Origin of the sequence: Dactylosporangium sp. NPDC006015 (genome assembly GCF_040614215.1) — a bacterium.
Classification (GTDB): Bacteria; Actinomycetota; Actinomycetes; order Mycobacteriales; family Micromonosporaceae; genus Dactylosporangium; species Dactylosporangium maewongense.
In genome coordinates, this window is sequence record NZ_JBEXUD010000006.1 from 115,986 (window position 1) to 141,793 (window position 25,808).

The 25,808-nt window shown below is 73.0% G+C and carries 28 protein-coding genes; 12 read left to right on the forward strand and 16 right to left on the reverse strand.

The window, feature by feature from the left end:
- The first annotated feature begins 9 nt into the window (after nucleotides 1-9).
- The 6 genes from ABZ321_RS12895 (at nucleotide 10) to ABZ321_RS12920 (ending at nucleotide 6,157) form a co-directional block, all read left to right on the forward strand.
- Nucleotides 10-1,104, forward strand: a complete 1,095-nt coding sequence (locus tag ABZ321_RS12895; protein ID WP_354891008.1) for a hypothetical protein — start codon at nucleotides 10-12, stop codon at nucleotides 1,102-1,104.
- A gap of 83 nt (nucleotides 1,105-1,187) precedes the next feature.
- Nucleotides 1,188-1,895 carry a hypothetical protein gene (locus ABZ321_RS12900; protein WP_354891009.1) on the forward strand — a complete coding sequence of 236 codons (708 nt, stop codon included), beginning with the start codon at nucleotides 1,188-1,190 and terminating at the stop codon, nucleotides 1,893-1,895.
- Nucleotides 1,892-2,941, forward strand: coding sequence for a sortase (locus ABZ321_RS12905; RefSeq protein WP_354891010.1), 1,050 nt, complete (start codon nucleotides 1,892-1,894; stop codon nucleotides 2,939-2,941). The genes ABZ321_RS12900 and ABZ321_RS12905 overlap by 4 nt, the downstream gene beginning before the upstream one ends.
- A gap of 79 nt (nucleotides 2,942-3,020) precedes the next feature.
- Nucleotides 3,021-3,785 carry a phosphate ABC transporter ATP-binding protein gene (locus tag ABZ321_RS12910; RefSeq protein ID WP_354891159.1) on the forward strand — a complete coding sequence of 255 codons (765 nt, stop codon included), beginning with the start codon at nucleotides 3,021-3,023 and terminating at the stop codon, nucleotides 3,783-3,785.
- A 143-nt stretch (nucleotides 3,786-3,928) separates the two neighbouring features.
- The gene (locus ABZ321_RS12915) at nucleotides 3,929-5,137 is read left to right on the forward strand and encodes an Ig-like domain repeat protein (RefSeq protein WP_344504751.1); all 1,209 of its coding nucleotides are present in this window, start codon (nucleotides 3,929-3,931) and stop codon (nucleotides 5,135-5,137) included.
- Between the two features lie 72 nt (nucleotides 5,138-5,209).
- Entirely contained in the window at nucleotides 5,210-6,157 is a 948-nt protein-coding gene (locus ABZ321_RS12920) for a DUF916 domain-containing protein (protein ID WP_344504752.1), read from the forward strand.
- A gap of 3 nt (nucleotides 6,158-6,160) precedes the next feature.
- On the opposite strand, the gene ABZ321_RS12925 is transcribed toward ABZ321_RS12920, so the two are convergent.
- Together ABZ321_RS12925 and ABZ321_RS12930 are read right to left on the reverse strand one after the other, a co-directional pair.
- A complete protein-coding gene (locus tag ABZ321_RS12925) occupies nucleotides 6,161-7,072 on the reverse strand; it encodes a fatty acid desaturase (RefSeq protein ID WP_354891011.1) in 912 nt (303 codons plus the stop codon).
- Nucleotides 7,073-7,100: 28 nt separating this feature from the next.
- Complete coding sequence (locus ABZ321_RS12930) at nucleotides 7,101-8,090, reverse strand: LacI family DNA-binding transcriptional regulator (protein ID WP_344504755.1); 990 nt, start codon at nucleotides 8,088-8,090, stop codon at nucleotides 7,101-7,103.
- A 102-nt stretch (nucleotides 8,091-8,192) separates the two neighbouring features.
- Here ABZ321_RS12930 and ABZ321_RS12935 point away from each other — a divergent pair, with 102 nt between their 5' ends.
- Nucleotides 8,193-8,897 carry a copper homeostasis protein CutC gene (locus ABZ321_RS12935; RefSeq protein WP_354891012.1) on the forward strand — a complete coding sequence of 235 codons (705 nt, stop codon included), beginning with the start codon at nucleotides 8,193-8,195 and terminating at the stop codon, nucleotides 8,895-8,897.
- Here the strand turns inward: ABZ321_RS12935 and ABZ321_RS12940 are convergent.
- From ABZ321_RS12940 to ABZ321_RS12970, 7 genes are read right to left on the reverse strand one after another with little or no spacing between them, the layout of a single operon-like run.
- Complete coding sequence (locus tag ABZ321_RS12940; protein WP_344504757.1) at nucleotides 8,866-9,861, reverse strand: hypothetical protein; 996 nt, start codon at nucleotides 9,859-9,861, stop codon at nucleotides 8,866-8,868. The two genes, ABZ321_RS12935 and ABZ321_RS12940, sit on opposite strands and share 32 nt — an antisense overlap.
- The gene (locus tag ABZ321_RS12945; RefSeq protein WP_344504758.1) at nucleotides 9,858-10,412 is read right to left on the reverse strand and encodes a sigma-70 family RNA polymerase sigma factor; all 555 of its coding nucleotides are present in this window, start codon (nucleotides 10,410-10,412) and stop codon (nucleotides 9,858-9,860) included. The genes ABZ321_RS12940 and ABZ321_RS12945 overlap by 4 nt, the downstream gene beginning before the upstream one ends.
- 31 nt (nucleotides 10,413-10,443) lie before the next feature.
- Nucleotides 10,444-11,280 carry a sugar phosphate isomerase/epimerase gene (locus tag ABZ321_RS12950; protein WP_344504759.1) on the reverse strand — a complete coding sequence of 279 codons (837 nt, stop codon included), beginning with the start codon at nucleotides 11,278-11,280 and terminating at the stop codon, nucleotides 10,444-10,446.
- Entirely contained in the window at nucleotides 11,277-12,389 is a 1,113-nt protein-coding gene (locus ABZ321_RS12955) for a Gfo/Idh/MocA family oxidoreductase (protein ID WP_354891013.1), read from the reverse strand. The genes ABZ321_RS12950 and ABZ321_RS12955 overlap by 4 nt, the downstream gene beginning before the upstream one ends.
- Nucleotides 12,386-13,243, reverse strand: coding sequence for a carbohydrate ABC transporter permease (locus ABZ321_RS12960; RefSeq protein WP_354891014.1), 858 nt, complete (start codon nucleotides 13,241-13,243; stop codon nucleotides 12,386-12,388). The genes ABZ321_RS12955 and ABZ321_RS12960 overlap by 4 nt, the downstream gene beginning before the upstream one ends.
- Nucleotides 13,233-14,156, reverse strand: coding sequence for a sugar ABC transporter permease (locus ABZ321_RS12965; RefSeq protein ID WP_344504763.1), 924 nt, complete (start codon nucleotides 14,154-14,156; stop codon nucleotides 13,233-13,235). The genes ABZ321_RS12960 and ABZ321_RS12965 overlap by 11 nt, the downstream gene beginning before the upstream one ends.
- Before the next feature lie 4 nt (nucleotides 14,157-14,160).
- Nucleotides 14,161-15,483 carry an extracellular solute-binding protein gene (locus tag ABZ321_RS12970; RefSeq protein WP_344504764.1) on the reverse strand — a complete coding sequence of 441 codons (1,323 nt, stop codon included), beginning with the start codon at nucleotides 15,481-15,483 and terminating at the stop codon, nucleotides 14,161-14,163.
- A 157-nt stretch (nucleotides 15,484-15,640) separates the two neighbouring features.
- Here ABZ321_RS12970 and ABZ321_RS12975 point away from each other — a divergent pair, with 157 nt between their 5' ends.
- A complete protein-coding gene (locus ABZ321_RS12975) occupies nucleotides 15,641-16,663 on the forward strand; it encodes a LacI family DNA-binding transcriptional regulator (protein ID WP_354891015.1) in 1,023 nt (340 codons plus the stop codon).
- A 480-nt stretch (nucleotides 16,664-17,143) separates the two neighbouring features.
- On the opposite strand, the gene ABZ321_RS12980 is transcribed toward ABZ321_RS12975, so the two are convergent.
- Complete coding sequence (locus tag ABZ321_RS12980; RefSeq protein ID WP_354891016.1) at nucleotides 17,144-17,467, reverse strand: MazG nucleotide pyrophosphohydrolase domain-containing protein; 324 nt, start codon at nucleotides 17,465-17,467, stop codon at nucleotides 17,144-17,146.
- On the opposite strand from ABZ321_RS12980, the gene ABZ321_RS12985 reads away from it, so the two are divergent.
- Nucleotides 17,461-18,054 (forward strand): DUF4291 domain-containing protein, encoded by a 594-nt coding sequence (locus ABZ321_RS12985; protein ID WP_354891160.1) that lies wholly within the window; start codon nucleotides 17,461-17,463, stop codon nucleotides 18,052-18,054. The genes ABZ321_RS12980 and ABZ321_RS12985 overlap by 7 nt on opposite strands.
- On the opposite strand, the gene ABZ321_RS12990 is transcribed toward ABZ321_RS12985, so the two are convergent.
- Nucleotides 18,048-18,944 carry an ROK family protein gene (locus ABZ321_RS12990; protein WP_344504768.1) on the reverse strand — a complete coding sequence of 299 codons (897 nt, stop codon included), beginning with the start codon at nucleotides 18,942-18,944 and terminating at the stop codon, nucleotides 18,048-18,050. The two genes, ABZ321_RS12985 and ABZ321_RS12990, sit on opposite strands and share 7 nt — an antisense overlap.
- Nucleotides 18,945-19,007: 63 nt before the next feature.
- Here ABZ321_RS12990 and ABZ321_RS12995 point away from each other — a divergent pair, with 63 nt between their 5' ends.
- Together ABZ321_RS12995 and ABZ321_RS13000 are read left to right on the forward strand one after the other, a co-directional pair.
- Nucleotides 19,008-20,300, forward strand: a complete 1,293-nt coding sequence (locus ABZ321_RS12995) for an enolase C-terminal domain-like protein (RefSeq protein WP_344504769.1) — start codon at nucleotides 19,008-19,010, stop codon at nucleotides 20,298-20,300.
- Nucleotides 20,297-21,265: an NAD(P)-dependent oxidoreductase gene (locus tag ABZ321_RS13000; RefSeq protein ID WP_354891017.1), complete on the forward strand. Its 969-nt coding sequence runs from the start codon at nucleotides 20,297-20,299 to the stop codon at nucleotides 21,263-21,265. Before ABZ321_RS12995 ends, ABZ321_RS13000 begins: the two co-directional genes overlap by 4 nt.
- Here the strand turns inward: ABZ321_RS13000 and ABZ321_RS13005 are convergent.
- The 5 genes from ABZ321_RS13005 to ABZ321_RS13025 all read right to left on the reverse strand — a co-directional run bounded on the left by ABZ321_RS13005 (nucleotide 21,225) and on the right by ABZ321_RS13025 (nucleotide 25,156).
- Complete coding sequence (locus tag ABZ321_RS13005; RefSeq protein ID WP_354891018.1) at nucleotides 21,225-22,181, reverse strand: hypothetical protein; 957 nt, start codon at nucleotides 22,179-22,181, stop codon at nucleotides 21,225-21,227. The genes ABZ321_RS13000 and ABZ321_RS13005 overlap by 41 nt on opposite strands.
- Nucleotides 22,178-22,978 (reverse strand): alpha/beta hydrolase, encoded by an 801-nt coding sequence (locus tag ABZ321_RS13010; protein WP_354891019.1) that lies wholly within the window; start codon nucleotides 22,976-22,978, stop codon nucleotides 22,178-22,180. The genes ABZ321_RS13005 and ABZ321_RS13010 overlap by 4 nt, the downstream gene beginning before the upstream one ends.
- Complete coding sequence (locus ABZ321_RS13015) at nucleotides 22,978-23,646, reverse strand: VOC family protein (protein ID WP_354891020.1); 669 nt, start codon at nucleotides 23,644-23,646, stop codon at nucleotides 22,978-22,980. Before ABZ321_RS13015 ends, ABZ321_RS13010 begins: the two co-directional genes overlap by 1 nt.
- A gap of 17 nt (nucleotides 23,647-23,663) precedes the next feature.
- Nucleotides 23,664-23,855: a hypothetical protein gene (locus ABZ321_RS13020; protein ID WP_344504774.1), complete on the reverse strand. Its 192-nt coding sequence runs from the start codon at nucleotides 23,853-23,855 to the stop codon at nucleotides 23,664-23,666.
- Nucleotides 23,856-23,950: 95 nt separating this feature from the next.
- Nucleotides 23,951-25,156 (reverse strand): MFS transporter, encoded by a 1,206-nt coding sequence (locus tag ABZ321_RS13025; protein WP_354891021.1) that lies wholly within the window; start codon nucleotides 25,154-25,156, stop codon nucleotides 23,951-23,953.
- Nucleotides 25,157-25,249: 93 nt separating this feature from the next.
- Between ABZ321_RS13025 and ABZ321_RS13030 the strand changes: the two genes are divergently transcribed.
- A complete protein-coding gene (locus ABZ321_RS13030; RefSeq protein WP_344504776.1) occupies nucleotides 25,250-25,795 on the forward strand; it encodes a TetR/AcrR family transcriptional regulator in 546 nt (181 codons plus the stop codon).
- The last annotated feature ends 13 nt before the right edge of the window (nucleotides 25,796-25,808 follow it).

Consider the following 25,808-nt stretch of genomic DNA (forward strand, 5'->3'; position numbering starts at 1 on the left):
GGGAAACGCATGAAGGTGCTGACCTTCGGACGGGCTGTCAGCCTCGGCCTCGCGGTCGCCGCTGTCACCCTCACGGTCACCGCGGCACCCGCCGCCGCCAACCCGCCGGCCGGCGAGTACCGCCAGCTGGCCGGCGTCGGCTCCGACACGACCCAGGACGTGCTGAACGGTCTCGGCGAGACCGTCACCAGCGGCGGCTCGAAGGTGATCGCGTCCTACGACGCCCGCCCGGCCGGCCTGATCAAGACCAAGACCACCGGCTGCGACTTCAACCGTCCCGACGGCTCCGGCGCCGGCCGGACCGCCCTCAAGGCGTCCGAGAACGACGGTGGCAACGTCTACCAGGGCGTCAACGTCACCGGCTGCATCGACTTCGCCCGCTCCTCCAGCTACGGCGGTGGCTCCTCGCCGCAGACCACGGGCAACTACACGTACATCCCGTTCGGGGTGGACGCGGTGTCGTTCGCGGTCAACACCGACAGCGACCTGCCGACCAGCCTGACCTTCGTGCAGCTGCAGCGCATCTACCGCTGCCTGACCACGGTCGTCAGCGGTGTGCCGGTCAAGCCGCTGCTGGTCCAGTCCGGCTCGGGCACCCGGTCCTTCTGGCTCAGCAAGATGGGCATCGCCGAGGCCGACATCGCCAACGGTGACTACCCGTGCATCGTGCAGACGGTGAACGGCGCGGCGATCCAGGAGCACGACGCCCGGGTCCTCGCCGGCCACAACGACTACATCATGCCGTTCTCGGTCGGCCAGTTCATCGCGCAGGGCAACGCCGCCACCATCGCGACCCAGACCGGCGTCGTGGTCGAGGACCGGCGCGGCACCTCCCGCATCGGCCGCGTCAACGGCCTCCAGCCGATCGTCAACGGCAAGCTCAACATCAACTTCCGTCCCCAGCTGATCCGTGACGTCTACAACGTGGTCCCGACCCGCCGCCTGGCGGAGCCGGTCATCGCGCAGACGTTCGTCGGCGCCACGTCCGCGGTCTGCGCCAACCAGTCGGTCATCGAGCTCTTCGGGTTCGGTTTCCGCACCACGGCCGGCGCCACCCTGTTCGAGGGTGTCTGCGGCTCGACCTCGCTGAAGGCCGCGTCCTGAGCACCGCGGCCCCCCTGTAAGGCCAACCGGCCGGGCGTCCACTGTGGACGCCCGGCCATCCCTGTCGAGACGAGGATCTCCCCATGCGCCTGCGCCGAACCGCCGCGGTGGCCGCCGCCGTCACCGTGACCGCCGTGACCCTGCCCGGGCCCCTGACGGCCCCGGCCCACGCCGCGCCGCTCGGCTCGATCACCGTGACGCCGGCGACCGGCAGCGTGGACACCGACCCGATGTTCGCCACGGCGACCGCGTCGGCGGCCTGCCCGGCGAACTACGGCACCAACGCCGGCCTGCGCATCGCGCGGGCGGGCACGTCGCAGTTCGCGAACCTGACCCGGGTCGGCGACGACGGCAACTACGACGCCGTGCCGCCCACGCTGCGGCCGAACCGGTCGATGCGCGCCGCCTTCGGCACGACGCCGATCACCGACGGCGACTACACGCTCGTCATCGTCTGCACCGGCGAGAGCGCCGGCGACCACCCCGACGTCTTCAGCACCACGATCCGGGTCGCCGGCACCACCTGGACCGCGGGCGGTGGCGGCCCCGGCCCCACGACCGGCCCGACCGCCGGGCCCACCGGCGGGCCCGGCGGCAGCGGCAACAAGCAGACCCTGAACATGCAGGTCGACCCCGCGGCGACGAGCGCCTCGCCGTCGCCGACCGGCACGCCCGGCGGCGGCCTGCCGCGCACCGGCTCGGCGGTCGCCCGCACCGCGGCCATCGGCCTCGGTCTGGTCGCCGCCGGTGTCCTGATCGTCCGCCTCGTCCGCCGGCGGCGGCTGGCATGAGCGAGCCGGAGCGCGGCGGAGGCGGCGGCGCGACCGACGGCACGCCGCAGTACATGACCTGGGTGGGCGGCGCCTCCGCGGTCACCGTGATGATCCCGCCGGCGGAGCCGGCGATCGACGTGACGTTCGAGGAGCCCGACCGGACCGACAGGATCGAGAAACCGGACAGGGTGGTCCCGCCACCGGACCAGCCCGCGTCGGGGCTGCGGATCGCGGGCACCGGGCTGAGCATCCTCGCGGTGCTGCTCGTCGGCTTCACGCTGCACGTGACGCTGCTGTCGCAGCTCGGGTACGGCCGGGTGCAGCAGACCGCGTACGCCGACTTCCGCGGCGCGCTCGCCGAGGCGACCGCGCCCGTCGGCCAGATCGGCCCCGACGGCAAGCTGCTGCCCCTCGGCACGCCCGTCGCCGTGCTGCGCATCCCCGCGCTCGGCGTCCAGCAGGTCGTGTTCGAGGGCACCACCGCCGGCGTCATGCAGTCCGGCCCCGGCCACCGCCGCGACACGCCGCTGCCCGGCCAGGCCGGCACGAGCGTCATCATGGGCCGTAACGCCGCCTACGGCGCCCCGTTCGCGGGGCTGTTCCGGCTCAACTCCGGCGACCGGGTCGAGGTCGTCACCGGCCAGGGCGAGTTCACGTTCGTGGTGCTCGGCGTGCGGCACGCCGGCGACCTGACCCCGGCGCCGGTCGCGCCCGGGCGCAGCCGGGTCACGCTGATGACCGCCGCCGGGACGATGTTCTTCCCGTCCGACGTCGTGCGGGTCGACGCCGACCTCGACAACGGCACCGAGACGGTTCCGGCGCCGCCGCGGCAGCTCGGGTACGCACAGCTGCCGGCGTCGGAGAAGGTGCTCGCCGGCGACGACTCGGCCTGGATGCCGCTGGTCCTGTGGGGGCAGCTGCTGCTCGCCGCGGGTCTTGGCGTCACCTGGGCGCGGCGGCGCTGGGGCGGCGTGCAGGCGTGGGTCGTCGGCGTCCCCGTCCTCGCCGTGATCGGCACCGCCACGTCCGACGTCGCCGTCCGGCTGCTGCCGAACGTCCTGTGACCACACCGATTGCGAGGGCCCTGCCGTGACGAGCACGACGCTCGACCCGTCCACCGTCGACTCCCCGACGACCGCCGAGCTGGACGCGCGGAACATCTCCGCGTGGTTCGGCGGCCACAAGGTCCTCGACCGCGTCTCGCTGCGGATGCCGGCGGGGCAGGTCACCGCGCTCATCGGCCCGTCCGGCTGCGGCAAGTCGACGTTCCTGCGCATCCTCAATCGGATGCACGAGCTGGTGCCCGGCGCCGAGCTCGCCGGGGAGGTGCTGCTGGACGGCGACGACCTCTACGACCCGTCGCGGCGCATCACCGACGCCCGGCGGCACGTCGGCATGGTGTTCCAGAAGCCCAACCCGTTCCCGGCGATGTCCATCTACGACAACGTCCTGGCCGGGCTGAAGCTCACCGCGGTGCGGGCGTCCCGCCGCACCAAGGACGACCTCGTCGAGGAGTGCCTGCGCAAGGCCGGGCTGTGGCACGAGGTCCAGACGCGGCTGCGCTCGCCCGGTGGCGCCCTGTCCGGCGGCCAGCAGCAGCGGCTGTGCATCGCCCGGTCCCTCGCGGTGCGGCCGCGGGTGCTGCTGATGGACGAGCCGTGCTCCGCGCTGGACCCGACCTCGACCCGGCGGATCGAGGAGACGATCGGCGAGCTGTCCACCGAGGTCACCATCGTCATCGTCACCCACAACATGCAGCAGGCGCAGCGGGTGTCGCAGCACTGCGCGTTCTTCCTCGCCGAGCAGGGCACCCCCGGCGTCATCGTCGAGCACGGCCTGACCTCGGCGATGTTCGACACCCCGCAGGACCGCCGCACCGCCGACTACGTGCACGGCCGCTTCGGATAAAAGCGCCGTTTCGGAACGGGCGACACCTCGAATTCGCTTTGCGCATGTCCGGCGTATGAGTTGGCCTGCCCGCTGGGAAACGCCGCGCCGAAAACCTGATCGAGCAACGCAAGAGCGCCTCTTTCGAGTAGAGGAAGTGATTCATGAAGGGTCCGAAGTCCCTGCTGGTCCGGGCGGTCGTCGTGGCCGCCGCGGCCTCCGTGGCGGTCGTCGGCCTCGCCGCGGCCCCGGCCAACGCCGCTGACCTGGGCACGCTCACGCTCACGCCCACCCAGGGCCTGACCACCACCAACCCGGCGCTGTCGGCGCTGACGTCGGCGGCCTGCCCCGCGAACTACGGCACCAACGCGGGTCTGAAGATCGGCAAGGTCGGCAGCGGCGACTACCGCAACCTCGCCCGCGTCGGCGACGCCGCCAACTACGACCAGGCCGCGTTCACGCTCGACGCGAACCGGTCCATGGTTTCGGCGTACGGCGGCACCGCGCTCAGCAACGGCGACTACGAGATCGCCGTGCTGTGCACCGGCGAGTCGACCGGTGACCACCCGGACCTGTTCCGCACGGTCATCACGGTCACGGGTGAGAACTGGAAGGTGAAGGGCGGCGCCGAGCCGGCCGTGCCGACCACCACCACCCTCGCGGCCGCCCCGGCGAGCCCGCAGGTCGCCGGCACCCCGGTGACCCTGACCGCGACCGTGGCCCCGGCCGCGGCGACCGGCTCGGTCACGTTCAACCGCGGCGCGACCGCGATCGGCACCGCGCCGGTCGTCAACGGCACCGCGACCCTCTCGGTCAACAACCTGCCGGTGGGCGCGTTCTCGCTCTCGGCGACGTACACGCCCGACTCGGCGGCGTACCTTGCCTCCACGTCGGCGAACCTGGCCTACACGATCACCGCGCCGGCCGGCTCCATCACCAAGGAGCAGACCATCACCGGTGACATCGCGCCGGGCCAGTTCTCGCTCAACGTTGCCGGCACCACCGTCGCGCTGACCGGCGGCTCCGTCGGCGGCCAGGCGACCGGCAACCTGAACAAGGCCACCGTCGTGGACCTGCGCGGCACCAACGCCGGGTGGAACCTCGTCGGCCAGGTCAGCGACTTCACCGGTGCCACCAGCACCATCCCGGGCACGAACCTCGGCTGGACCCCGTCCTCGGTCAAGGTCAGTGGCTCCGGCGCGGTGGTCACCGGCACGAACGCGACGGGGCTCGGCAGCCCGTCGACCCTGTGCAAGTCGAACGTCGGCAGCAGCGCCGGCACGTTCGAGTGCGGCGCCGGCCTGACCCTGGTCATCCCGGACAACGTCGCGCCCGGTGCGTACAGCGCCACCCTGACGCTGACGCTCGCCTGATCGGTTCATCCAAGCAGGGTGCGGTCCTCACGGGCCGCACCCTTGCGTCGTAGGAGGTCTCCCGTGCGTCGAATGCTTCTCGTCTTGGCGGTTGCCGCGTCGGTACTGGTAGCGCCCGCTCCCGCGGGGGCGCGCGAGGGCGACGGCCTGCGCTGGGCGGTGACCCCGTCGGGTCCGGAGGGCCCGAACGGCCGCGCCGCCTACGACTTCGAGGCGAAGCCCGGTGACGTCATCACCGACATGGTCGGCGTCAGCAATCTCAGCGACGCCCCGATCACCTTCACCGTCTACTCCACGGACGCGTTCACCGCGCCCGACGGTGCCTTCGCGCTGCTGACCGGGACGACCCAGCCGAACGACATCGGCTCGTGGACGGACCTGACCCCGAAGTCCTACACGGTGCAGCCGAAGAAGCGCGCCGACATCGCCTTCACGCTCCGCGTGCCCACCAACGCCACACCCGGCGACCACGCCGGCGGGATCGTCGCCTCGGTCATCGAGCGCCAGACGAACCCGCAGGGCCAGCAGGTCAACGTCGACCGCCGCATCGCCGCCCGGATGTACCTGCGGGTCGCCGGCCCGGTCCAGCCGCTCGTGCAGGTGTCCTCGCTCAACGTCGTCTACGGCTCGCCCGCGCTGCCGTTCGGCACCGGCGACCTGGTCGTCACGTACCGGCTGAAGAACGCCGGCAACGTCCGCGTGCACGGCACCGCCAAGGTCCGCGCCAGCGGCCTGCTCGGCGTCTCCCTCGGCGAGAGCGAGGAGATCACGGTGCCGGAGATGCTGCCGGGCGCGGAGCTGAGCGTCCAGAAGCGCATCCCGGGCGTCATGTCGCTGGGCCGCCTGACGGCCGCGGTGACGGTCAACGCGGAGGCGAAGGAGGGCCGGCTGCCGATCGCCAGCCGCAGCGCCGCCGTGTGGGCGTCGCCGTGGGGGCTCGTCGGCCTGCTGGTCCTGGTGCTGGGCGCGGTCGCGCTGGTCGTCCGCTGGCGGCTGCGCCGCCGCCTGCTGCGGGCCTGACCGTCACCGCCGGCGCAGGGCCGACTCGGGGATCGGCCCGCGCAGCTGCCGCACGACGGCGGTGCCCCAGCCGAGATGCCACTCGTCGGCCTCGGCGTGGAAGGCGCCGCGCAGCTCGTGCCAGTGCAGCCCCGGGTGCCGATGGTGCACGCTGTGCAGGTTGAACGCCAGCACGAACAGCTCCAGGGGCCGGGGCAGCCACAGGTTCATCGCCTCCAGCGGGTGCTCCAGCTCCGTGCGGTAGTGGTAGGCGTTGTCGGCGAGCGACACCAGCAGCGCCCGCCCGCCGACGGCGACCGCGAGCATCCACGCGTGCCGCCCGTAGCCCACGGCCGAGCCGGCGTAGGTGACGACCACCGCCAGGGACTCGACGCGGAAGCGGCGCAGCGTGTCCCGCTTCGAGACCCGCTCGAAGAGCAGCCCGGTGACGGAGTCGAGGGAGTCGGTGCGGCGCACCAGCCACCGCCACCCGGCGGCGGGCACGGCGGCGAGGACCACCGACGCGGCCTCCAGCACGTAGAGGCCGCCGAGCAGGCGCGGATAGTAGCCGCGGGCGGCGGCGAGCCAGGTGGTGACCGCGGGGTCGTAGACCTCGGTCCGTTCGCGGCGGGTGCGGCTGTACCGGTGGTGCAGCAGATGCCCGGCCTTCAGCAGCGAGAACGGGGCGCCGTAGCCGGTCGCGAGGACCCTGGCGAGGCGGTCGTTCCAGGTCCGGTCGCGCAGGAGGGTGCCGTGGATCCCCTCGTGGATGAGCGACCACAGCGGCACGGTGGTGAGCGCGAGGGGGACGAGCAGCCAGCCCCAGCGCGGGTCGGCGGGCAGCAGCCACACCGGCAGGATCAGCAGTTGCAGCACGAGCGTGCCGGCGGCGGCGGTGGTCAGTACCCCCGAGATCAATGTCTGACGGGCAGCCATGCCCGAAAGGTAGCGCCGGTAGGAGAACTCAGCCTGAACTGTCGCGGACGGTCAGTGTGGTGGGGAACGTGCCGTGCCAGCCGGGCCCGGTCTCCCCGCCGAGCAGCGCCCGGGTGGCGGCGGCCGCCATCTCCTCGACCGGCTGGCGGACCGAGGTCAGCGGCGGCGTCGTACACGTGGCGATGAGACTGTCGTCGAAGCCGATGACCGCCACGTCGTCCGGGACCCGCAGGCCCGCGGCGGCGAGCGCCTGCAGCGCCCCGGAGGCCATCAGGTCGCACGCGACGAACAGCGCGTCGATGTCCGGGTGCTCGGCCAGGAGCCGCCGGGTGATCTCCGCGCCCGACGTCCGGTTGAACTCGCCGGCCTCGCCGGTGATCGGCTCGAGCCCCGCGTCGCGGACCGCGGCGAGGTAACCCGCGCGGCGGTCGACGGCGTCGGCGATGTGCTCCGGCCCGGGCACGGCCGCGATGCGCTTCCGGCCGTTGCGGTGCAGCAGCTGGACCGCCGCGTACGCGCCCGTCGTGTTGTCCGGCACGATCGACGGCACGGGCGCCGCGGTGCGCCCCATCGACACCACGCGCGGGCAGACCGCGTGGAAGGCGGCGGCGAGCGGGGCGGGCACGTTGACGAGGATCGCGCCGGCGCTCACGGTGTGCGCGACGCGGTCGAGCAGCCGCGGCGCGTCGGCCTGCCCGACGACGTGCACGCGCATCTGCGCCTCGGACCGCCGCAGCCCGTCGACGATCCCGGCGACGACCCGCCCGTAGTAGGGGTTGGTGCCGAAGCACGTCGGCTCGTCGTCGATGACGATGAGCTCGACGACGTCACCGTGCCCGCGGGCGAGCGCCCGGGCGACCGGGTCAGGCCGGTAGCCGAGCCGCTCGACGGCCCGGTCCACCAGCTCGCGGACGTCCGCCGCGACCCGCGGGTTGCCGTTGATGACCCGCGAGACGGTGGCCCGGGACACCCCGGCGGCCTGCGCGACGTCGTCCAGGGTGGGGCGCTTGTGCTGCACCGCACCAACCCTAGCGCCCCCGCCACCCCCCGGGGTGTGCCGCTGGACACCTCGGCGGCCCTGTACGGGCAGGTCCGGGGACGGCGCTGGCACGATTGGTTCATGATCAGGCCGTTGCTGGAGGTCATCGCCCTCGACGCCGTGGACGCGCGGCTGGCGCTGGAGGGCGGGGCGGACCGGGTGGAGCTGGTCAGCGACATGGCGGCCGACGGCCTCAGCCCGGCGCCGGCGACCGTGGCGGCGGTCCGGGCGGCCGCCGGCCTGCCGGTCCGGGTGATGGTGCGCACCGCCGCGGGCTTCGCCGCCGGCGATCTCCGGTCCCTGCGGCGCACCGCGAAGGATCTCCGGGCGGCCGGCGCCGCCGAGTTCGTCCTGGGCTTCCTCACCCCGGACGGCGCGGTGGACCTGCCCGCGGTCCTGGAGGTCCTGGAGGTCCTGGACGGCGCGCCGTGGACCTTCCACCGGGCGATCGACCACACGGCCGACCGGCACGCCGCCTGGGCCGCGATCACCGGTCTGCCCGGCCTGGACGCCGTGCTGACCTCGGGCGCCCCGACCGGCCTGCCGGACGGCCTCGCCACGCTCCTCGCGGAGGCCCCCACCCGGCCGCAGGTCCTCGCCGGCGGCGGCCTGCGGCACGAGCACGTCGCCCCGCTGCGGGCGGCCGGCGTGACCGCTTTCCACTCCGGCAGCGCGGTCCGCGAGGGCGGCACCTGGACGACCCCCGTCGGCCCCTTCCTGGTGCGCGACCTGCGCCTCACCCTGGACACGCCCGTCACTGGGTCACAGCGGGCCGGGAGTCGGTGAAGCCGCGCTCGAGGTAGACGTTCGACCAGATGGTGCCGGTGCCGTCGGCGTAACCTGCTGCCAGGAGATCGCCGGTCGAAGGATCCACGATGATCCGGTTGACACCGTGCTTTAACGGGCCCACTTCCAGGGCACTGTCGAGCGGGCCTGTGACGGCGACGCCCCGGCGGCCGGTCGGGTCGGTGGCCTCGCCCGCGCAGACGACGCCGTCGGCGGCAGCGATGAACCTCAGCAACGCGGACCGGGTCGCGACGTCCAGGACCCGAGTCCCGTACGTCCCGGAGGCCCTGGAGAGCACCAGCGCCGGTCGGAAGGTGCTTCCCGTGGTGTCGAGGGTGTCGATCAATGACTCCGGGGGCGGGGGCGAGCTCGTCCCCATGAACTCCGGGGGTACGCCCTGGAGCACGTCGACGACGGTCGTGCCGACCGTCCGCATCCGCTCCGGGTGGCTCTGAAAGTAGGCCCGCGACGCGTCGTCGGCGAACGTCACCGACTCGGTGACGGTGCGTTGACGCACATTCCGGCGGTCGGCGGTGGTCCAGGTGGAATATTCCCCCACGTAGTACACCCAGGCGACCCCGCCAGGTATCGGCGCCCTGTCGCTGAAGCGCCCTGCGTTTCGCACGTACTCGTACTGGCCGGTGGTTGCCTCATACGGTGCCGCGTGCAGTCCCGCGGCCAGCTCGGCGAGGCAGTCCGACGGCCACACCCTGGGCGCGACGGGACGGTTGGCCGGGGCCCGGTCGAGCACGACGGCCGCGGCCGCCCCGGTCACCGCCACGACCGCGACGGCGGCCGCGACCCCGGCCAGGGCCCGCCGCCGGCGGCGGTCGGGAAGGTGCAGCTCGTAGCTGGTGACGTCGTTGGAGGCCAGCCGCAGCAGCGTCTCCACGTCGCCGGGGCCGACCGGAGCGTCTCGGGCGGGGTCGGCGGCGGCCAGTAGGTCGAGGGTGCGCTCGGTCATCGGGTTCCTCCCGTTCGGGTAGGTGCGGGGGGACGGGCAGAGGAAGGTGCAGGCGCAGGGGCTGGGGTGTCGGCGACCAGGACGGTGAGGCGGCGCCGGGCACGGTGCAGCCGGACCCGTGCCGCGGTCACGCCGCAGCTCAGGACGAGCGCCGCCTCCGCGACGGACAGCTGCTCCCACGCGACGAGCCGGAGGATCTCCTGGTCGTCGTCGGACAGCCGGGTCAGCGCGGCCCGGACCGCGAGGAGCTCGGTGAGGCCGTCGTGCCGGTCGGCGGCCGGGTGGTCGCCGAGGGCACCTGGCGCCGGGGCCGTCCGGCGCGCCCGGCGGTGGTTGGCCAGCAGCCGGCGGCCCACCCCGTACAGCCAGGGCAGCGCGGGCTCGGGCACCTCCCCGCGCCGCCGCCAGGCGACGAGGAACACTTCCTGCGCGAGCTCCTCCGCCGCGGCGGTCCCGTCGAGCCGGCGCAGGCCGTAGCGCACGACGTCGGCGTAGTGCCGGGCGTACACGTCCCGGAACCAGCCGGCGTCGCGGTCGTTTGCGTCGTCCATACCCCGTTCTATGTCGCGTCCCCGGAAGGCGTTACAGCAGGCTCCGCAGATATTCGAGATTGTCGGCGGTGCGCTGCTCCAGCGGCACGGCGGTGGAGAAGTCCTCGACGGTGACCCAGCCGTCGTAGCCGTGCGCGGTGAGCGCCGCCAGGTAGCGGCCGACGTGCGCCTGCCCGGTCCGCAGCGGCGCCCAGTCGTGCGCCCAGGTGACGGTGCCGTCGGCGGCGGTGTCCACGGGCCGCCACGCGACGTTCTTCACGTGGACGTGCTGCAGGTAGGGGCCGAGCAGCTCGAACGCGGCGCGGTGGTCCTCGTGCCCCTCGATGACGAGGTTGCCGAGGTCGTGGATGACGCCGACGTGCCGCGGGTCGAGCCCGTCGACGAGGCGCATCGCGGCGGACGCCGACGACACGATCGTCTCGTGGTGCAGCTCGATGAGGATCGTGACGCCGTGCCGCTCGGCGAGCCCGGTCGCCCACTCGAGGTCCTTGCGGGTGGCGTCGAACAGGTCCGGGTAGCGGCCGGTGGACAGCAGCGGCATGGTGACCCGGACCCGGCCCGCGCCGAGGATCGCGGTGGCGGCGAGGAGCCGGGCGACGTCGTCGTGCTCGAAGCTGCGCGCGTAGCCGCCGACACCGGAGAACTCGAGGCCGGCGCCGCGGGTGAGGGCGGCGATCTCCGGCAGCGCAGCCTCCAGGCCGGTCAGCGGCCAGGTGGCCCGGTTGCCCTTCCAGAAGCCGGGCTGGTCGGCGTCATCCTGGTCGACGACGCGCCACTCGACGCCGTCCCAGCCCTGCGCGGCGAGGTGCCGCACGACCTCGTCGGGCGCCCAGTCGGGCGTCGATGCGGTGAAGACCGAGAACCTCACGCCTGAACCTCCTGTGTCGAAACCACCGGCTGCACGTCGTCGTGGACGCCGTCGAGGACCTGGTCGAACAGCACCGGCCGGTCGAGCGTGGCCGCCACGTACACGGCCCGCACCGTGGCGAGGGCCAGGAGGCCGTCCGCGACCCGTACCCCGGGAAGCCGCCGCTCGTCGATGGCGTCGACGAGGTCCTGGTACTGGCGCAGGTGCCCGACGACGAAGCCGTCCGCCGGTTTGGGCGCGCCGTACAGGTCCTCGGCGCCGACGAGGTCGGCGGCCGTCTCCCCGGTGTCGGCGCTGTGGAAGTACTCCAGCTGGTCGTCGTGCAGCACGGCGGAGCCGCGGGTGCCGTGCAGCTGCAGCCGCACCGGCAGGCCGGGGTGGGCGCTGGTGCTGGCGTGCAGCACGGCGAGCGCGCCGCCGGCGAAGCGGAGCGTGGCGACGGCGAGGTCCTCGACCTCGATCCGCTCGTGCGCGATCCGGGTCGTGCGGGCGGTGACCTCGACCGGCGGGCCGAGCAGCGCCAGCATCTGGTCGACGAGGTGGATGCCCTGGTTGGCGACGGCGCCGCCGCCGTCGAACTCCCACGTGCCGCGCCAGTCGGCGGAGTCGTAGTAGGCCTGGTCCCGCCACCATGGCATGGACACGACCGCGGACGTGAGCCGGCCGAGCCGGCCCTCGCGCGCGGCCCGCCGCACGGCGACCATCGCCGGGTCGAACCGGTGCTGGCTGACGACGGCGCAGACGAGCCCGCGCTGCTCGGCCTCCGCGGCGACCTTCGCGAACGCGCGGGCCTTCGGCAGCGACACGTCCAGGGGCTTCTCGACGAGCAGGTGCGCGCCGGCCCGCAGGGTCTCCTCGGCGGCCTCGACGTGCAGGCCGCTGGGCGTGCAGATCGCGACGAGGTCCACCCGCTCCGCGGCGAGCGCGGCACCCAGGGTGCGGTGGCAGGACGGCGGCGGGTCGATCCGGGCGGCCAGGGCCGCGTTCGCGGCGTCGACCGCGTCGACCAGGGCCACGATCCGTAGTCGGGGATGGCGCAGGATCGCGTCGGCGTGGTTGCCGCCGATGATGCCGCTGCCGACGATCGCCACGTTGATCAGGTCTGTCATTTCACTCCCCCGGCGGTCAGGCCGCCGACCAGGAACCGTTGGAACACCAGGTACAACACCACCACCGGCAGCGCGCAGATCAGCGCGGAGGCCATCAGCTGCCCGTAGACCGGGATGGCGCCACCCTCCTGGGTGGCGCCGAACACCTGCAGGGCCACCGCGACGGTGCGGCTGTCGGGGTTGGTCATCACGGAGGCGAACAGCACGTCGTTCCACCCGAGGAGGAACGCGAAGATGCTCGCCACGACGAGGCCGGGCCAGCTGAGCGGGATGATGATCGAGCGCAGGATCCGCCAGGAGGAGGCGCCGTCGAGGCGGGCGGCCTCGTCGAGCTCCGCGGGCAGCCCCCGCAGGTACGTCACCATGACCCACGTCGAGAACGGCAGCGCGAACGTCAGGTACGTGACGAACAGCGCCCACCGGGTGCCGATGACCTGCACGCCGAGGACCGCGGACAGGTTCGCGAACAGCACGAACACCGGCAGCAGCATCAGCGTGCCGGGGATCGACTGCAGCGCCAGGAGACCGCGCAGGATCAGGCCGCGGCCGAGGAACTGGAACCGCACGAGGACGTACGCGGTGGCGACGGCGACGAGCGCGGACACCACGGCGACGCTGCCGGCGACGACCACGCTGTTGCCGAGCCCGGCGCCGAGGTCGACGGTCGACCAGATCTTGCTGTAGTTGTCCAGGTGCAGGCTCTTCGGCCAGAACGCGCCGCGGGCGACGGCGAGGTCGTCGTTGACGGACGCGAACAGCATGTACAGCACCGGCGTCAGCACGAACACCAGCAGGACCGCGATGACCACCGCCTGCATGCTTCTCGGCAGGAGCCGCTGTACGTCAGTCCTCATGCTGGTTCAGCCTCACCGCGCGCAGGTACACCGACAGAGGGATCGCCACCAGGACCAGCGACAGCACGGCCATGGCGGCGCTGAGCCCGAACCGGAAGTTCTGGAAGCTCTCGACGTAGGTCAGCACGGGCAGCACCTCGACGTCGTGCGGGGCGGGCACCCCGAACAGCACGTACGGCAGCGTGAAGCTGTTGAGGTTGTGCAGGAACGCGATGATGAGCGCCAGGGCGAGGACGCCGCGAAGGTGCGGGAAGACCACGTGGCGCAGCTTCGCCCACCAGCCGGCGCCGTCCAGCGCGGCCGCCTCGTGCACCTCCTCGGCGATGCTCTGCAGGCCCGACGCCGCGAGGAGGTACAGCAGCGGCCACGACGTCCAGAGCTGCACGACGACGAGCGTCCAGTAGCTGTCGGGGCCGTTGAGCCACAGGCGCCCGTCGCCGAGCAGCGAGTTCGCCGGGCCGGACGGCATGAGGATCGTGCGCCACACCGTGCCGACGACGAACGCGGGCAGCACGTACGGGATGAGGAACGCCGACCGGACGAGGGCGCGCCCCTTGAACCGCTGCTGGGTGGCGAGCGCCGCGGCGAGGCCGATCGGCAGGGTGGCGACGGTGACCAGCGCCGAGTAGCCGACGGAGACCCAGATGGCGTGCGGCAGGGGCGTGTCGGTGACCGCCTCGACGTAGTTGTCGAGGGCGATGAACGGCGCGCCGGTCCACTCGCGCAGCGTGTACTGGTCGAGGTCGAGCAGGGACACGGTGAGGGCGACGCCGAGCGGCACCAGGATCACCAGGACGAGCAGGACCCCGCCCGGCGTCAGCATCCACAGTGGACGGTGCCGGGGGCGGCGGCGGGCCGGCGGCCCGGGCGTGGTGCCCCGGGCCGCCGGCGGTGCGGCAGTTTCGATCGCCATGAATCTATTTACTCTTGTCCAGCGCGTCCTGCGCGGCCTTCTGGCCGTCGGCGATCAGTTGCTTGAGCTTCGCCTCGTCCAGCTTGCCGTCCTTCAGTGCCGGGATCGACTGCACGACGACGTTGACGAGGGCCAGCTGCACCTGGCTCCACGCGCCGTTGAACGGGGTGCCGCTCGCCTTCGACGCCGAGTCGATGATCGGCGCGAGGGCCGGGTCGGCCTGCAGCTTCTTCGCCGCGGTCGCGTTCGTGGGCAGCTCGCCGAACGTCTTGTAGTACGACTCCTGCTGCTCCGGGCTGGTCAGCAGCTTCACCAGCGCGAGGGCGAGGTCCTTGTTCTTCGTGTACTTCGCCACGACGAGGTTGTCACCGGACAGGATGCTGGTCGCGCCGACGCCTGGTGTACTGGTCTGCCCCGGCGGGACGGTCGGCATGATCGCGTAGGCGTACTTGCCGGCGACCGACGACTTGTCGAGCGTGACCTTCGACGTGGCGGACACCATCGGCAGGAACGCGGCCTTGCCGGCGCCGAAGTCGGCGATCGCCTGGGCGTTCTTCCACCCGACGGCGGCCGGGTTGACGACCTTGTCGGTGGCGAGCCAGCCGAGATAGGTCTGGTAGGCCTTCAAGGTCACCGGGTCGTTCAGCGACGCCTTCTTGTCCTTGACGAGGGGGTTGCCCGCCTGGACGCTCATCGCCCAGATGAACTTCCACGGGTCGAAGCCGTCGGCGTAGGCGACCGCGAGCCCGTAGGTGTCGCCCTTCGTCAGCTGTTTCGCCTGGACGAGCAGCTCGTCCCAGCTCGTCGCCGGCTTGTCGATGCCGGCGGCCTTGAGCAGCTCCGTGTTGTAGGCCATGACGAACGGCCGGCTGGTGAACGGGATGCCGACCTGGTGCTCGGCGTCGGGCCCGGAGATGCCGAGGGTCGAGGGCAGGAACGCGTCCTTGCCGCCGAGCTTCTTCCAGTCGTCGTCCTTGAGCTCCAGGAACGCCCCGGTCGCGTAGGCCGTCGGGGTGAACGTGGTGCCGAGGGAGTAGATGTCGGGGCCCTGACCGGACAGCACCGACGTCTGGATCTTCGTCAGCTCGTCGTTGGGCGAGGCGAACGTCTCGAACTTCACCTCGGCACCGGTCTGCGCCTTGAACTTGTCGTTGATCTCCGTGAACCAGGCGCGCTGCTGGTCGGGGTAGATCGTGTTGGCCTGGACGAGCACGTTGAGCGTCTTGCCGGCGCCGTTGAGGCCCGTTTCGCCCGGTTTGTCGTCGCCGCCGCCTCCGCAGGCGGCTAAGAGCAGAAGGCTCGCGGCGATGATGGAAACGCGTTTCATGGGGGTGTCCACTCCTCGTTCACTGGGGGTGTGACGGAGCGCATCGTTGCTGCTGGCGGGCATCTTTCATTGCTGCTTGGGGGCGGACGCTATCAGCGCCGTCTTTGTGGTGGCAACCGCTTGCCATCGTTTGCCATCATCTGCTTTTCTCATCCCCATGCCCCGTGCGCATCAGTTCGGCTCCGGTGACCGGCCCGTCACCATCAACGACATCGCCGCGGCCACGGGGGTCGCCGCGTCGACGGTGTCGCGCGCCCTGAACAACCCCGGCCGGGTCAACCCGGCGACCCGGGAGCGGATCGAGGCCGCGGCCCGCGAGCTGCGCTACGTGCCGAACTCACAGGCGCGGGCGCTGAGCTCGGGCCGTACCGGAGCGATCGCCGTCCTCGTCTCCGACGTGACGAACCCGTTCTACTTCGGCGTGCTGCGCGGCACCCAGATGCAGCTCAAGGCCGCCGGCTACGCACAGCTGCTGATCGACACCGAGGACTCCGGCGACCTGGAGGTGGAGCTGCTGCACAAGATGCGCCGCTCCCTGGACGGGGCGATCCTCGCCGCGTCCCGGCTGCCGGACCGGGCGCTGGCGGCGCTCGCCCAGGACATCCCCCTGGTCACCATCAACCGCAACGTCCGCGGCGTGCCGAGCGCGATCATCGACACCCCCGCCGGGATGGGCCAGGCGGCCGAGCACCTGATCTCCCTCGGCCACCGCGACATCGCCTACGTCTCCGGCCCCGAACGCTCCTGGCCGAACGAGGCCCGCTGGCACGCCGTCCGGGCGGTCGCGGCCCGGCACCGGCTGACCTTCACGCGCGTCGGCCCCTTCCCCTCCGGGCGCCGCTCCGGCTCCGCCGCCGCCGACGCGGTCCTCAACACCGGCGCGACCGCCTGCATCGTCTTCAACGACCTGCTCGCCATCGGCATCCTGCAGCGGCTGCGGGAGCGGGAGGTCCGGGTGCCGGAGGACCTGAGCGTGGTCGGCTGCGACGACATCTTCGGCGCCGACTTCTGCCACCCGCCGCTGACCACCCTCACCGCACCGATCGAGCAGGCGGGCCGGGTCGCCGTGTCGATGCTCCTGTCCCGCCTCGACCCGTCCGCCCCTGCAATGCGCCAGTCGGTGATGCTGCCCGTCCACCTCACGGTCCGCGGCTCCACCGGAGCTGTTTCCCGCCAGTAGCCTTCGGCTACAGCTCGCCTCCCCGCTGTTTCCCGCCAGTTGCTTCGCAATGGGCTCGCCTCCCCACCGCTGCCGCGGCGGGGCCCGCCGGGGGATTCTCACCCCGGACCCCCAATGCTCGCTGCGCTCGCACAGCCAGCGCTTCGCGCGGCCGGATTGCGCATCCGCGCCCATCCGGTGGTTGCCCTCCGCGGTGGCTGGGGTGGGGGTTCCTCATGACCCGGAAGACTTTGTGTCGCTATAGCAGCACAAAGTCTTCCGGATCACGGAAACGGAGGTCGGGGTGGCCCGGCGCGTGAGTTGGCGTCGGGCCCTCCCGTGATCCCGAATCGTTCTGGTAGCCGGGGTCACCGAAAGCTTTCGGGATCATTCCGCGGGCGCCTGGTTCTCGTGATCCGGAAGACTTTGTGTCGCTATGGCAGCACGAAGTCTTCCGGATCACACGGAAACGTCTGTCGCGTGCGTGGCGGAGGGTCGGGGCTAGGCGTTGGTGGGGTCTTTCCAGCCTCGGGAGTAGATGACGGCTAGCTTCTTCTCCAAGGCTTGGCGGAGGTCTATGCCCATGGTGTGGGCGGTGACGAAGGCGGTCAGCACGACGTCGGCGAGCTCCTCCTCGACGTCGCTGAAGGGGCCTGAGCGGCGGGCCATTCCCGCGTGCCGGCGGACCGCGCCGACGAACTCGCCGACCTCCTCGGCGAGGGCCAGGGTCTGCCGCAGCTGCGGCGACTCCGTGAAGCCGGCCGCGTCCAGGTGGGCGGCGACGTCGGCGGCGGTGAAGGGCAGGTCGTTCAATGCGAATGACACACCGCACCCTAACCTTCTACGGTCTCCAGGTGCCCGACCGTCATGCCGTCCGCGCCGTCTTCGACGCTGACACGATCACCGTCTACCAGGCCTACAGCCCCGCGATCGCGCTGCCGGCCCTGGACGCGCAGCGGTTCGTGCCGCCGTTCAAGCGCGACAGGATGACCTGGGTCAAGCCGTCGTTCCTGTGGATGATGTACCGCAGCGGCTGGGCCACCAAGGAAGGCCAGGAGCGCGTGCTGGCGGTCCGGCTGCGCCGCGATGGGTTCGACGCGGCCGTCGCGGAGGCGTGCCTGAGCCACTACGTGCCGGACCTTCACGAGAGCCGCGAGGCCTGGTCGCGGGCCCTGCGCACGAGCCCCGTCCGGGTCCAGTGGGACCCGGAGCGCGACCTGCACCTGCGCCCCCTGGAGCACCGTTCGCTGCAGCTCGGCCTGAGCGGGGCAGCCGTCCACCGGTACGTGGACGAGTGGACCGTCGGGATCCGCGACGTCACGCCCCTGGTGCACGAGATCCACGCCCTGGTCGAGGCCCGCGCGCTGGAGGAGGCCGCGGCCCTGCTGCCGCCCGAGCGGCCCTATCAGTAGGCGGCGGCGTCCGGGTGGGCGGCGGCCCAGGCGGCGCCGATCAGGGCGGCGTGCTCCGTGTCCGACACGGGGCGGGCCGGGAGGTTGAGGGCGAGCGCCGGCTCGATCAGGTCCCAGGCGCCGGTCATCGAGCCGCCGAAGACGACCACCTCGGCGTCGAAGCGGGTGAGCCACTCCGTCAGCAGCAGGCCGAGGGCGCCGAACGCGGTGTCGATCACGGTCTGGGCGGCCGCGTCCAGCTCGCGGGCGCGGGCGGCCAGGCCCCGCATGCCGTCCACGTCCACGCCGGTGGCTTCGCGGTACGCGCGGATGAGCGCACGGTCGGAGACGACGTCCTCCAGCTCGACCCCGTCGATGGTGCAGAAGTGCACCTCGCCGTCGGGTGGGACGGTCGGGCCGGTGGTGACGACGCTGCCGTCGGCGAGCCACGCGGAGCCGATCCCGGTGCCGAGGGTGATGGCGACGCAGCGGGACGCGCCCTTGGCGGCGCCGTCGACCCACTCGCCGAGCAGGAAGGCGTCGGCGTCGTTGACGAAGGTGAAGGCGTCCGGTGTGGTCGGGATGGCGAGCGCGAGCGCGGCGCGCAGATCCAGGCCGTGCAGGCTGTCGAACTTGCCGACGCCCTCGTGCAGGGACACGCCGGTGCGGTAGTCGAACGGGCCCGGCATCGCGATCGCCCAGCGGTCACCGGCCTGCGGGTCGAGGAGCTTCGCGGCGCCGGCGAGGGCGTCGACGATGCCGTCGGCGGACAGGGTGGGGTCGAGCGGGTGGCGCTGCCGCTGGATCACCTGCCGGTCGTCCAGCAGCACGCCGGCGGCGGTGACGTGGCTGCCCCCGACCTCGAGGACCCAGATCGGCCGGGTGTCGGCGTCGGAAGAGGGCAAGTGCACGGCGTAACGTTAGCGCACCCATGATCGACGGATCATGAGCTACCACCGCCGAAGGGGGAAGCCGTGGAACACGACCCGAACCGGTTGCTCGGTCCGGACGGTGGCCTGCCCGAGTCCGTGCCGCCGTGGCCGGCCCGCGACGCCCTGCGGATCACCAGGGTCCGGCCGATCGTCACGGCGCCGGAGGGCCTGCCGCTGGTCGTCGTCAAGGTCGAGACGACGGAGCCGGGGCTGTACGGGCTGGGCTGCGCGACGTTCACCCAGCGCTACGCGGCGGTGGCGGCGGCGGTCAGCGAGTATGTCGGCCCCCTCGCCGTGGGGCGGCACCCGGCCGACATCGAGGACATCACCCGCACGGTGCACCTCTCGTCGTACTGGCGCAACGGGCCGGTCCTCAACAACGCCCTGTCGGGCCTGGACCAGGCGCTGTGGGACATCGCCGGGAAGCGGGCCGGGCTGCCGGTGCACGAGCTGCTCGGCGGGCGGGTCCGCGGCGGCGTCGAGGTCTACACGCACGCGTCCGGCGCCGACACCGGCGAGGTGCTCGACGAGGCGGAGCGCCTCATCGCCCTCGGGTACCGCTGCATCCGCCTCCAACGGGCGGAGCCCGGCCTCGGCAGCTACGGCCACGCGGGGACGGGCGGGCACTACCCGGACTCGCCGAACCCGGACGGCTGGGACCCGGAGCGCTACCTGCGGGGCACCCCGTCGCTGTTCGAGGCGGCCCGCGAGCGGCTCGGCACGGGCGTCAACCTCATGCACGACGTCCACAGCCGCCTCTCCCCGAAGCAGGCGGTCGTCCTGGCGCGGGCACTGGAGCCCTACGGGCTGTCGTTCCTGGAGGACCCGATCCCGTCGGAGCTCTACGACCGGCTGCCGGAGATCCGCGCCGCGTCGCCGGTGCCCCTCGCGGTCGGGGAGCAGGTGAGCTCGGTCGCCGACGCGGCCCGGCTGATCCGCGACGGCGGCGTCGACCTCATCCGCCTGCACACGTCCGCGGTCGGCGGGCTCACCCCGACGCGGAAGCTGGCGGCGCTCGCCGAGCTGTGCGGGGTGCGGACCGCGTTCCACTCCCCGGCGGACGTGTCGCCGGTCGGCGTCGCGGCGAACCTCGCGGTCGACATCTCCAGCCACGCGTTCGGGTTCCAGGAGTCGCACGAGTACAACGAGGCCACCCACGACGTGTTCCCCGGCTGCCCCGACGTGACCAAGGGCTACATGTACCCGTCGGACCGGCCCGGCTGGGGCGTGGACGTCGACGAGGCCGAGGCGGCGAAGTACCCGCCGACGAAGTTCCTCTTCGACCGGTGGGCCGCCGTCGTCCGCCGCCCGGACGGCTCGCTGGAGGCGCCGTGAGGATCGTCGTCACGGGCGCCGGGGGCAACATCGGCCGCGCCACGGTCGCCCGCCTGCGCGCCGCCGGTGCCGACGTCGTCGCCCTGTCCCTGGAGCCCGTCACCTTCCCTGATGTCGTTTCCGGCGTCGGTACCGCCGATGCCCCGGACGCACGTACCGGGGTCGACGGCGGCGGCCGCTCCGGCGCCGGGACGGCCGGCGCCCCAGAGGCGCGCAACAGGGCCGGTGGCCGCGTCGACGTGGTCATCGGATCGGCCGGGGACCCGGACGTCGTCGCGGCGGCCTTCGACGCGCCGGTCGACGCCGTCATCCACCTGGCCGCGATCCCCGCGCCGACCCTCGGCACCGGCCTGGAGGTGTTCGGCGGCAACACCCGGGCCACGTTCGTGGTGCTCGACGAGGCCGCCCGCCGCGGCGTCCGCCGGGCCGTCCTGGCCAGCAGCTACGCGCTGCTCGGGATGCCGTTCTCGCCGCACGACCTGCACCCGCCGTACTACCCGCTCGACGAGGCCGCCCCGCCGCGGATCGAGGACCCGTACGCGCTGTCGAAGCTCGTCGACGAGCTGACCGGCGAGATGTTCCACCGCCGCGACGGCATGGACGTCGTCGCGCTGCGGTTCCCGTTCACCGGCGACACGGACCGGCTCGCGAAGGCGGCCGCCGACCTGCGCGCCGACCCGGCGAAGGGCGCCCGGAACTCGTGGGCGTACCTGCACGTCGACGACGCCGCCGAGGCCGCGTGGCTGGCCGCGACCGTGCCGCTGATGGGGTTCCACCGGTGCTTCGTCGCCGCGCCGGAGACGTTCTGCGACACACCGACCGAGGAGCTGATCGCCACCTACCACCCGGGCGTGCCGGTCCGGTCGCCGATCCCGGGCCGGCGGGTCCCGATCGACACCGGCGCCGCGTCGCGGCTGCTCGGGTTCACGCCATCACGGGGTACGGCGCCGTCTTCGCCCCGGTGACCAGCTCCTGGAAGAACGCGGTCGTGACGAGGGCCCGGTCCGCATATCGGCGCATCACCGAAGCGGCGGCGGCCGGGCCCAGGAACGGCGCCTCGCCGCGGAGCACGGCGGCGCGGTCCGCGTCGCCGCGGAACTCCTCCGCCAGCCAGGTGGCCAGGTGTCCGGTGGTGTACCGCAGGTCGTAGTCGGCGTGCTCGCGCAGCCAGGCGCGCTCCGGGGCGGTCAGGTCGAAGCCCTCGTGCAGGGCCAGGCCGTAGTCCGCGAGGTACACCTGCCGGCCGTCGGTCAGGATGTTGTTGAAGTGCCCGTCGAAGTGCCACAGCCCGGCGCCGTTCATGAACGCGATCGCGTCCCGCAGCTGGACGTCGACGTCGGGCGCCGCCTCCGGCCGCTCCTTGAGGTGCTCGTGCACGGTCCGGGGGAGGTGCTCGAGGAAGAGCACCAGCCGCGCCGGCGCGTCCTGGAGCTGCGTCAGCCGGAGTCGTACGGACGGCGCGTCACCCCAGTAGGCGACCCGCTCCTCGATGTCGACGCGCTCCCACGCGAAGCCCGCCGGCAGGACCCGCCAGTGGTGCAGCAGCGGGAACGCCGGGTGCCGCCCGGCGAGCACCCACCCGGTCGTGACGCGGTGCGTGGCCAGCTCCCGCCACACGCCGAAGCCGGTCGAGCCGACCCCGTACTGGCAGTACATCGGCAGCCCGAACAGGTTCGCGGTGGAGTGCGGGTGTGCCAGGTCCAGCTCGGTGACCGGCACCTGCTTGACGAACACCGGCACCCCGCCGACGTCGAGCGTCGCCGTGTGCCCGCCGATGCCGACGGCGTCCGGCCGCGCGTCGTCCAGCATCGCCGCGACCGCGGCGTCACTGAGCAGCGCCAGCCGCGAGGACACCCGCTCGTGCCGCTCGACCCGGCTCATCGCAGGATCCCGGCCGCGTCGCGCAGCCAGCGGGCGTCGGCCTCAGCGCAGGCGGGGGACTGGTGCACCGACTGGGCGAAGTTGTGTTCGAGTCCGGGCTCCGTCCGGTGTACGACCGGCACCCGGGCCTGCCGGAGGCGCTGGGCGTACTGGTCGCCGCCGTCGCGGAGCGGGTCGTGCTCGCAGGTGACGACGAGCGCCGGGGGCAGGCCGGTGAGGTCCTCGGAGAGAGGGTCCGGGGCCGCCCCGGGCGCCCACCAGCCGATCCACTCCCGCAGCTGCGCGACGTCGAGGCCGAAGCCGGCGCCCTTCTCGGCCACACTGCGGCTGGTGGCGGGGAGCGCGACCTCCGCGACCGGGCACACGAGCAGCTGCCCGTCGACCCGTCCCCGCCTGGCCAGGGCCGCCAGGATCGCGAGGAACCCGCCGGCGGAGTCCCCGGCGAGCGCCACCCTGCCGTCCGGCCGGGTCTTGAGCACGGCGTCCAGCACCGTGAGCACGTCGTCGAACGCGGCGGGGAACGGGTGCTCCGGGGCCCGCCGGTAGTCCACGGCGACGACCGTCCGTCCGGTGGCCTCGGCGATCCGCCGCGCGAAGGCGTCGTGGGTCTCGAGGTCGCCGAGGACGAAGCCGCCGCCGTGGGCGAAGACGACCGTGTCGGGGCCGCGCTGCTCGTATCTGCGGATCCCGACCCCGTCGACGGTGCCGTCCTCCACCGGCACCGGCGGCCCGGCCGGGCGCAGGGCGGCCCGTTCGCGACCGCCCCGGCGCAGCTCGGCGATGGCGTCCTCGCGCATCAGTCGCGGCCCTGCCAGGTGGTGACGCAGACCTCGTTGCCCTCGACGTCGGCGAGGATCCAGTACGCGGGGGCGGCCGCCTCGGACACGAGGACGCCGCCGGCGGCCAGGGCGGCGGCGATACGGTCCGCCGCCGCGTCGTGCGGGACGCTGATGTCGAGGTGGATCCGGTTGCGCTCGACGCGCGGCTTGTCCATCTGCTGGAACCAGACGGCGGGGCCGAGGCGGTGCGGGTCGACGACGGGCGCGCCGGTGTCGCCCTCGCCGCCGGCCTCGTCCTCGTAGCCGAGCACGGCCTTCCAGAACGGGCGGACCGCCGGGATGTCCATCGCGTCGACGGCGACCTCGATGAGCTGGGCGGCCCGGCCGGTCGCGGGCACGGTGCTCAGGCCGATCTCCCGCAGCGACCCGGTGAGCGCCCGGGCCAGCTCGATGTCACGGGGCGTCACCGCGGCCTCGCCGAGGCTCTGGAGGGTGAGCAGGACGTGGTCGGCCCGCAGGTCGAGCCACAGGTGCCGGTCGGCGTCGTCGCCGGCGGCGGCGGTGCACCTGGCCGCGACCTCGGCGGCCTGGCCGACCGATCCGACGGGCACCATGGTCATGATCGTGCCGAGGACGTACCGCCATCCGACGTCGACGACGGCGTCGCTGATCTCCTGCCGCTTCATCCGACCGAATCTAGTCCCTACAGGTAGATGTCGACGCCCTTGCCGTCGGAGAGGCCGGCCGCGACCGCGGTGTTGTGCTTGGTGCCCATGAGCGCGCTGAGCGTGTCGGCCTGCGCGTTGACCTGTGCCTGGGCGGCGGCGGGGTCGACCCCGCGACCGGCGGCCGGGACGCTCCAGGTGATGGACGATGCGATCGAGCCGACGTCCATGCCGTGTCTCCTCTGCTCGCCGGGCTGGTCGTGTCCACATCGGCACCGCCGCCCCGCTCTGAAGAGCTTCCGCGCGGGACCGGTCACCCGACGGGTCACGCGGGGCGGGTGAGCCGCCACTGGGTGAACAGGCCGGCCGCCGCGGCGGCGAGGATCGCGGCGCCGTACAGCAGGACCGTGGTGAGCAGTCCGAGCGGGGCGACGAGCTGCCCGGCGACGATCGCCGGCACGCCGAAGGACAGGTAGGCGACGATGAACACGGCCGCGAACAGGCCGGCCCGCTGGTGTGTCTCGGCGAGCGGCCCGACGGCCCGCAGCGCCCCGGAGAACGTGGCGCCGAACCCGGCGCCACCCACGATCCCGCCGATCCAGACGAGCGGCAGCGCGACGGCGACGATGCCGGTGAGCACGACCGTGGCGCCGAGCAGGACGGCGGTGCCGCCGAGCAGGATCGTGCGGCGCGGGTGCTGCCGGCCGAGGGCGTAGCCGGCGACTGCGGCGGCCGCGGGCGGCAGGAACGCGGTCGCGCCGTTGAGCAGGCCGCTGTCGAGGTGGAAGATGTCGCGGACGATCGTCGGGGCGAGGCCCATGAACAGCCCGGCGAACATCCAGCTGGCCAGGTGCACGGGGATCGCGGCGCCGAACTCGCGGCGGGCCGCCCGGGGCACCGTCACCCGCGGCCTGAGCGAGCCGAGCGCGCCGGCGCGGCGGGTCACGGTCTCGCCGGACAGCGCGGCGGTGAGCGTGCCGAGCACCATGATGACGGCGAGCGTGCCGAAGACGATGAGGTTTGCCGAGCCGGTGAACTGCACGGCCGTGCCGGTCAGCAGCGCCCCGAGGCCGAGTCCGCCGGCGGGTGCCGCGCCGGCGACGACCGTGCCGAGGCGCTTGCGGTGCGGCGGCGCCAGCTCGACGAGCGCGGCGGTGAACGCGCTGCTGGCCGCGCCGGTCGCGACGCCCTGCACGACGCGGGCGGCGATCACCCAGCCGATGCCCGGCGCGAACACGAACATGAGCATCGCGACGACCTCGACGCTGAGCGCGCCGACCAGCACGGGGCGGCGGCCGACGTGGTCGGACAGCGAGCCGGCGACGAGCAGCGCCGCGAGCAGCCCCAGCGCGTAGGCGGCGAACGCGACGGTGAGCACCCACGGCGCGAAGCCCCACTCCCGCTCGAACAGCACGAGCAGCGGCGTCGGCGCGCCGGCCGCCAGGTAGAGCGACGCGAACGCGAGACCCGTGCCGGCGAACGCGACCCCGGCGGGCAGCGTGAACGGTCTGGCCAGAGCGGTGGTGGTCATGGCGTACCCCCTAAAGCAAAAATCTCTGCGTTAGGCTGAAGCTACGCGCTCCGGCGCCGCTTAAAGCAATTATCGTTGCGTTAGGAGCGTCACATGCCCGAGAAGCGCACCGGCGGTCGCAGCGCCGCGGTGCTCGCGCAGATCAGGACCGCGGTCGAGGACCTCGTGCGGGAGCGCGGCGCCGAGCGGGTCACCATCCCGATGGTCGCCGAGCGGGCCGGCGTCAACCCGACCTCGATCTACCGGCGGTGGGGCGACCTGCCGACGATGCTCAACGACATCGCCACCTACCGGCTCGACCCCACCCGCCCGCTGCCTGACACCGGCGAGCTGCGGGCCGACCTCGTCGCCTGGGCCGGCGAGATCGTCGAGCACTACGCCAAGCCCGTCAACGCCGCCCTGCTGCGGGGCGGGGCCGCCTCCGCCGGCGAGACCGAGTCCGACTGCCTGCGCAACCGCCGGGCCGAGGCCGTCGTCCTCGCCTCGCGGTCCGGCGCGCCGTTCGCCGCCGACGACATCGTCGACCTGGTCGTCGCCCCGATCATCTACCGCGTGATCTTCCTGCCCTGGACGCTCACCGACCCGGGCCTCGCCGAGCGGTGCGTCGACCGGCTGCTCGCGACAGGCCGGGCCGCCTGACCGCGAGCTAGGG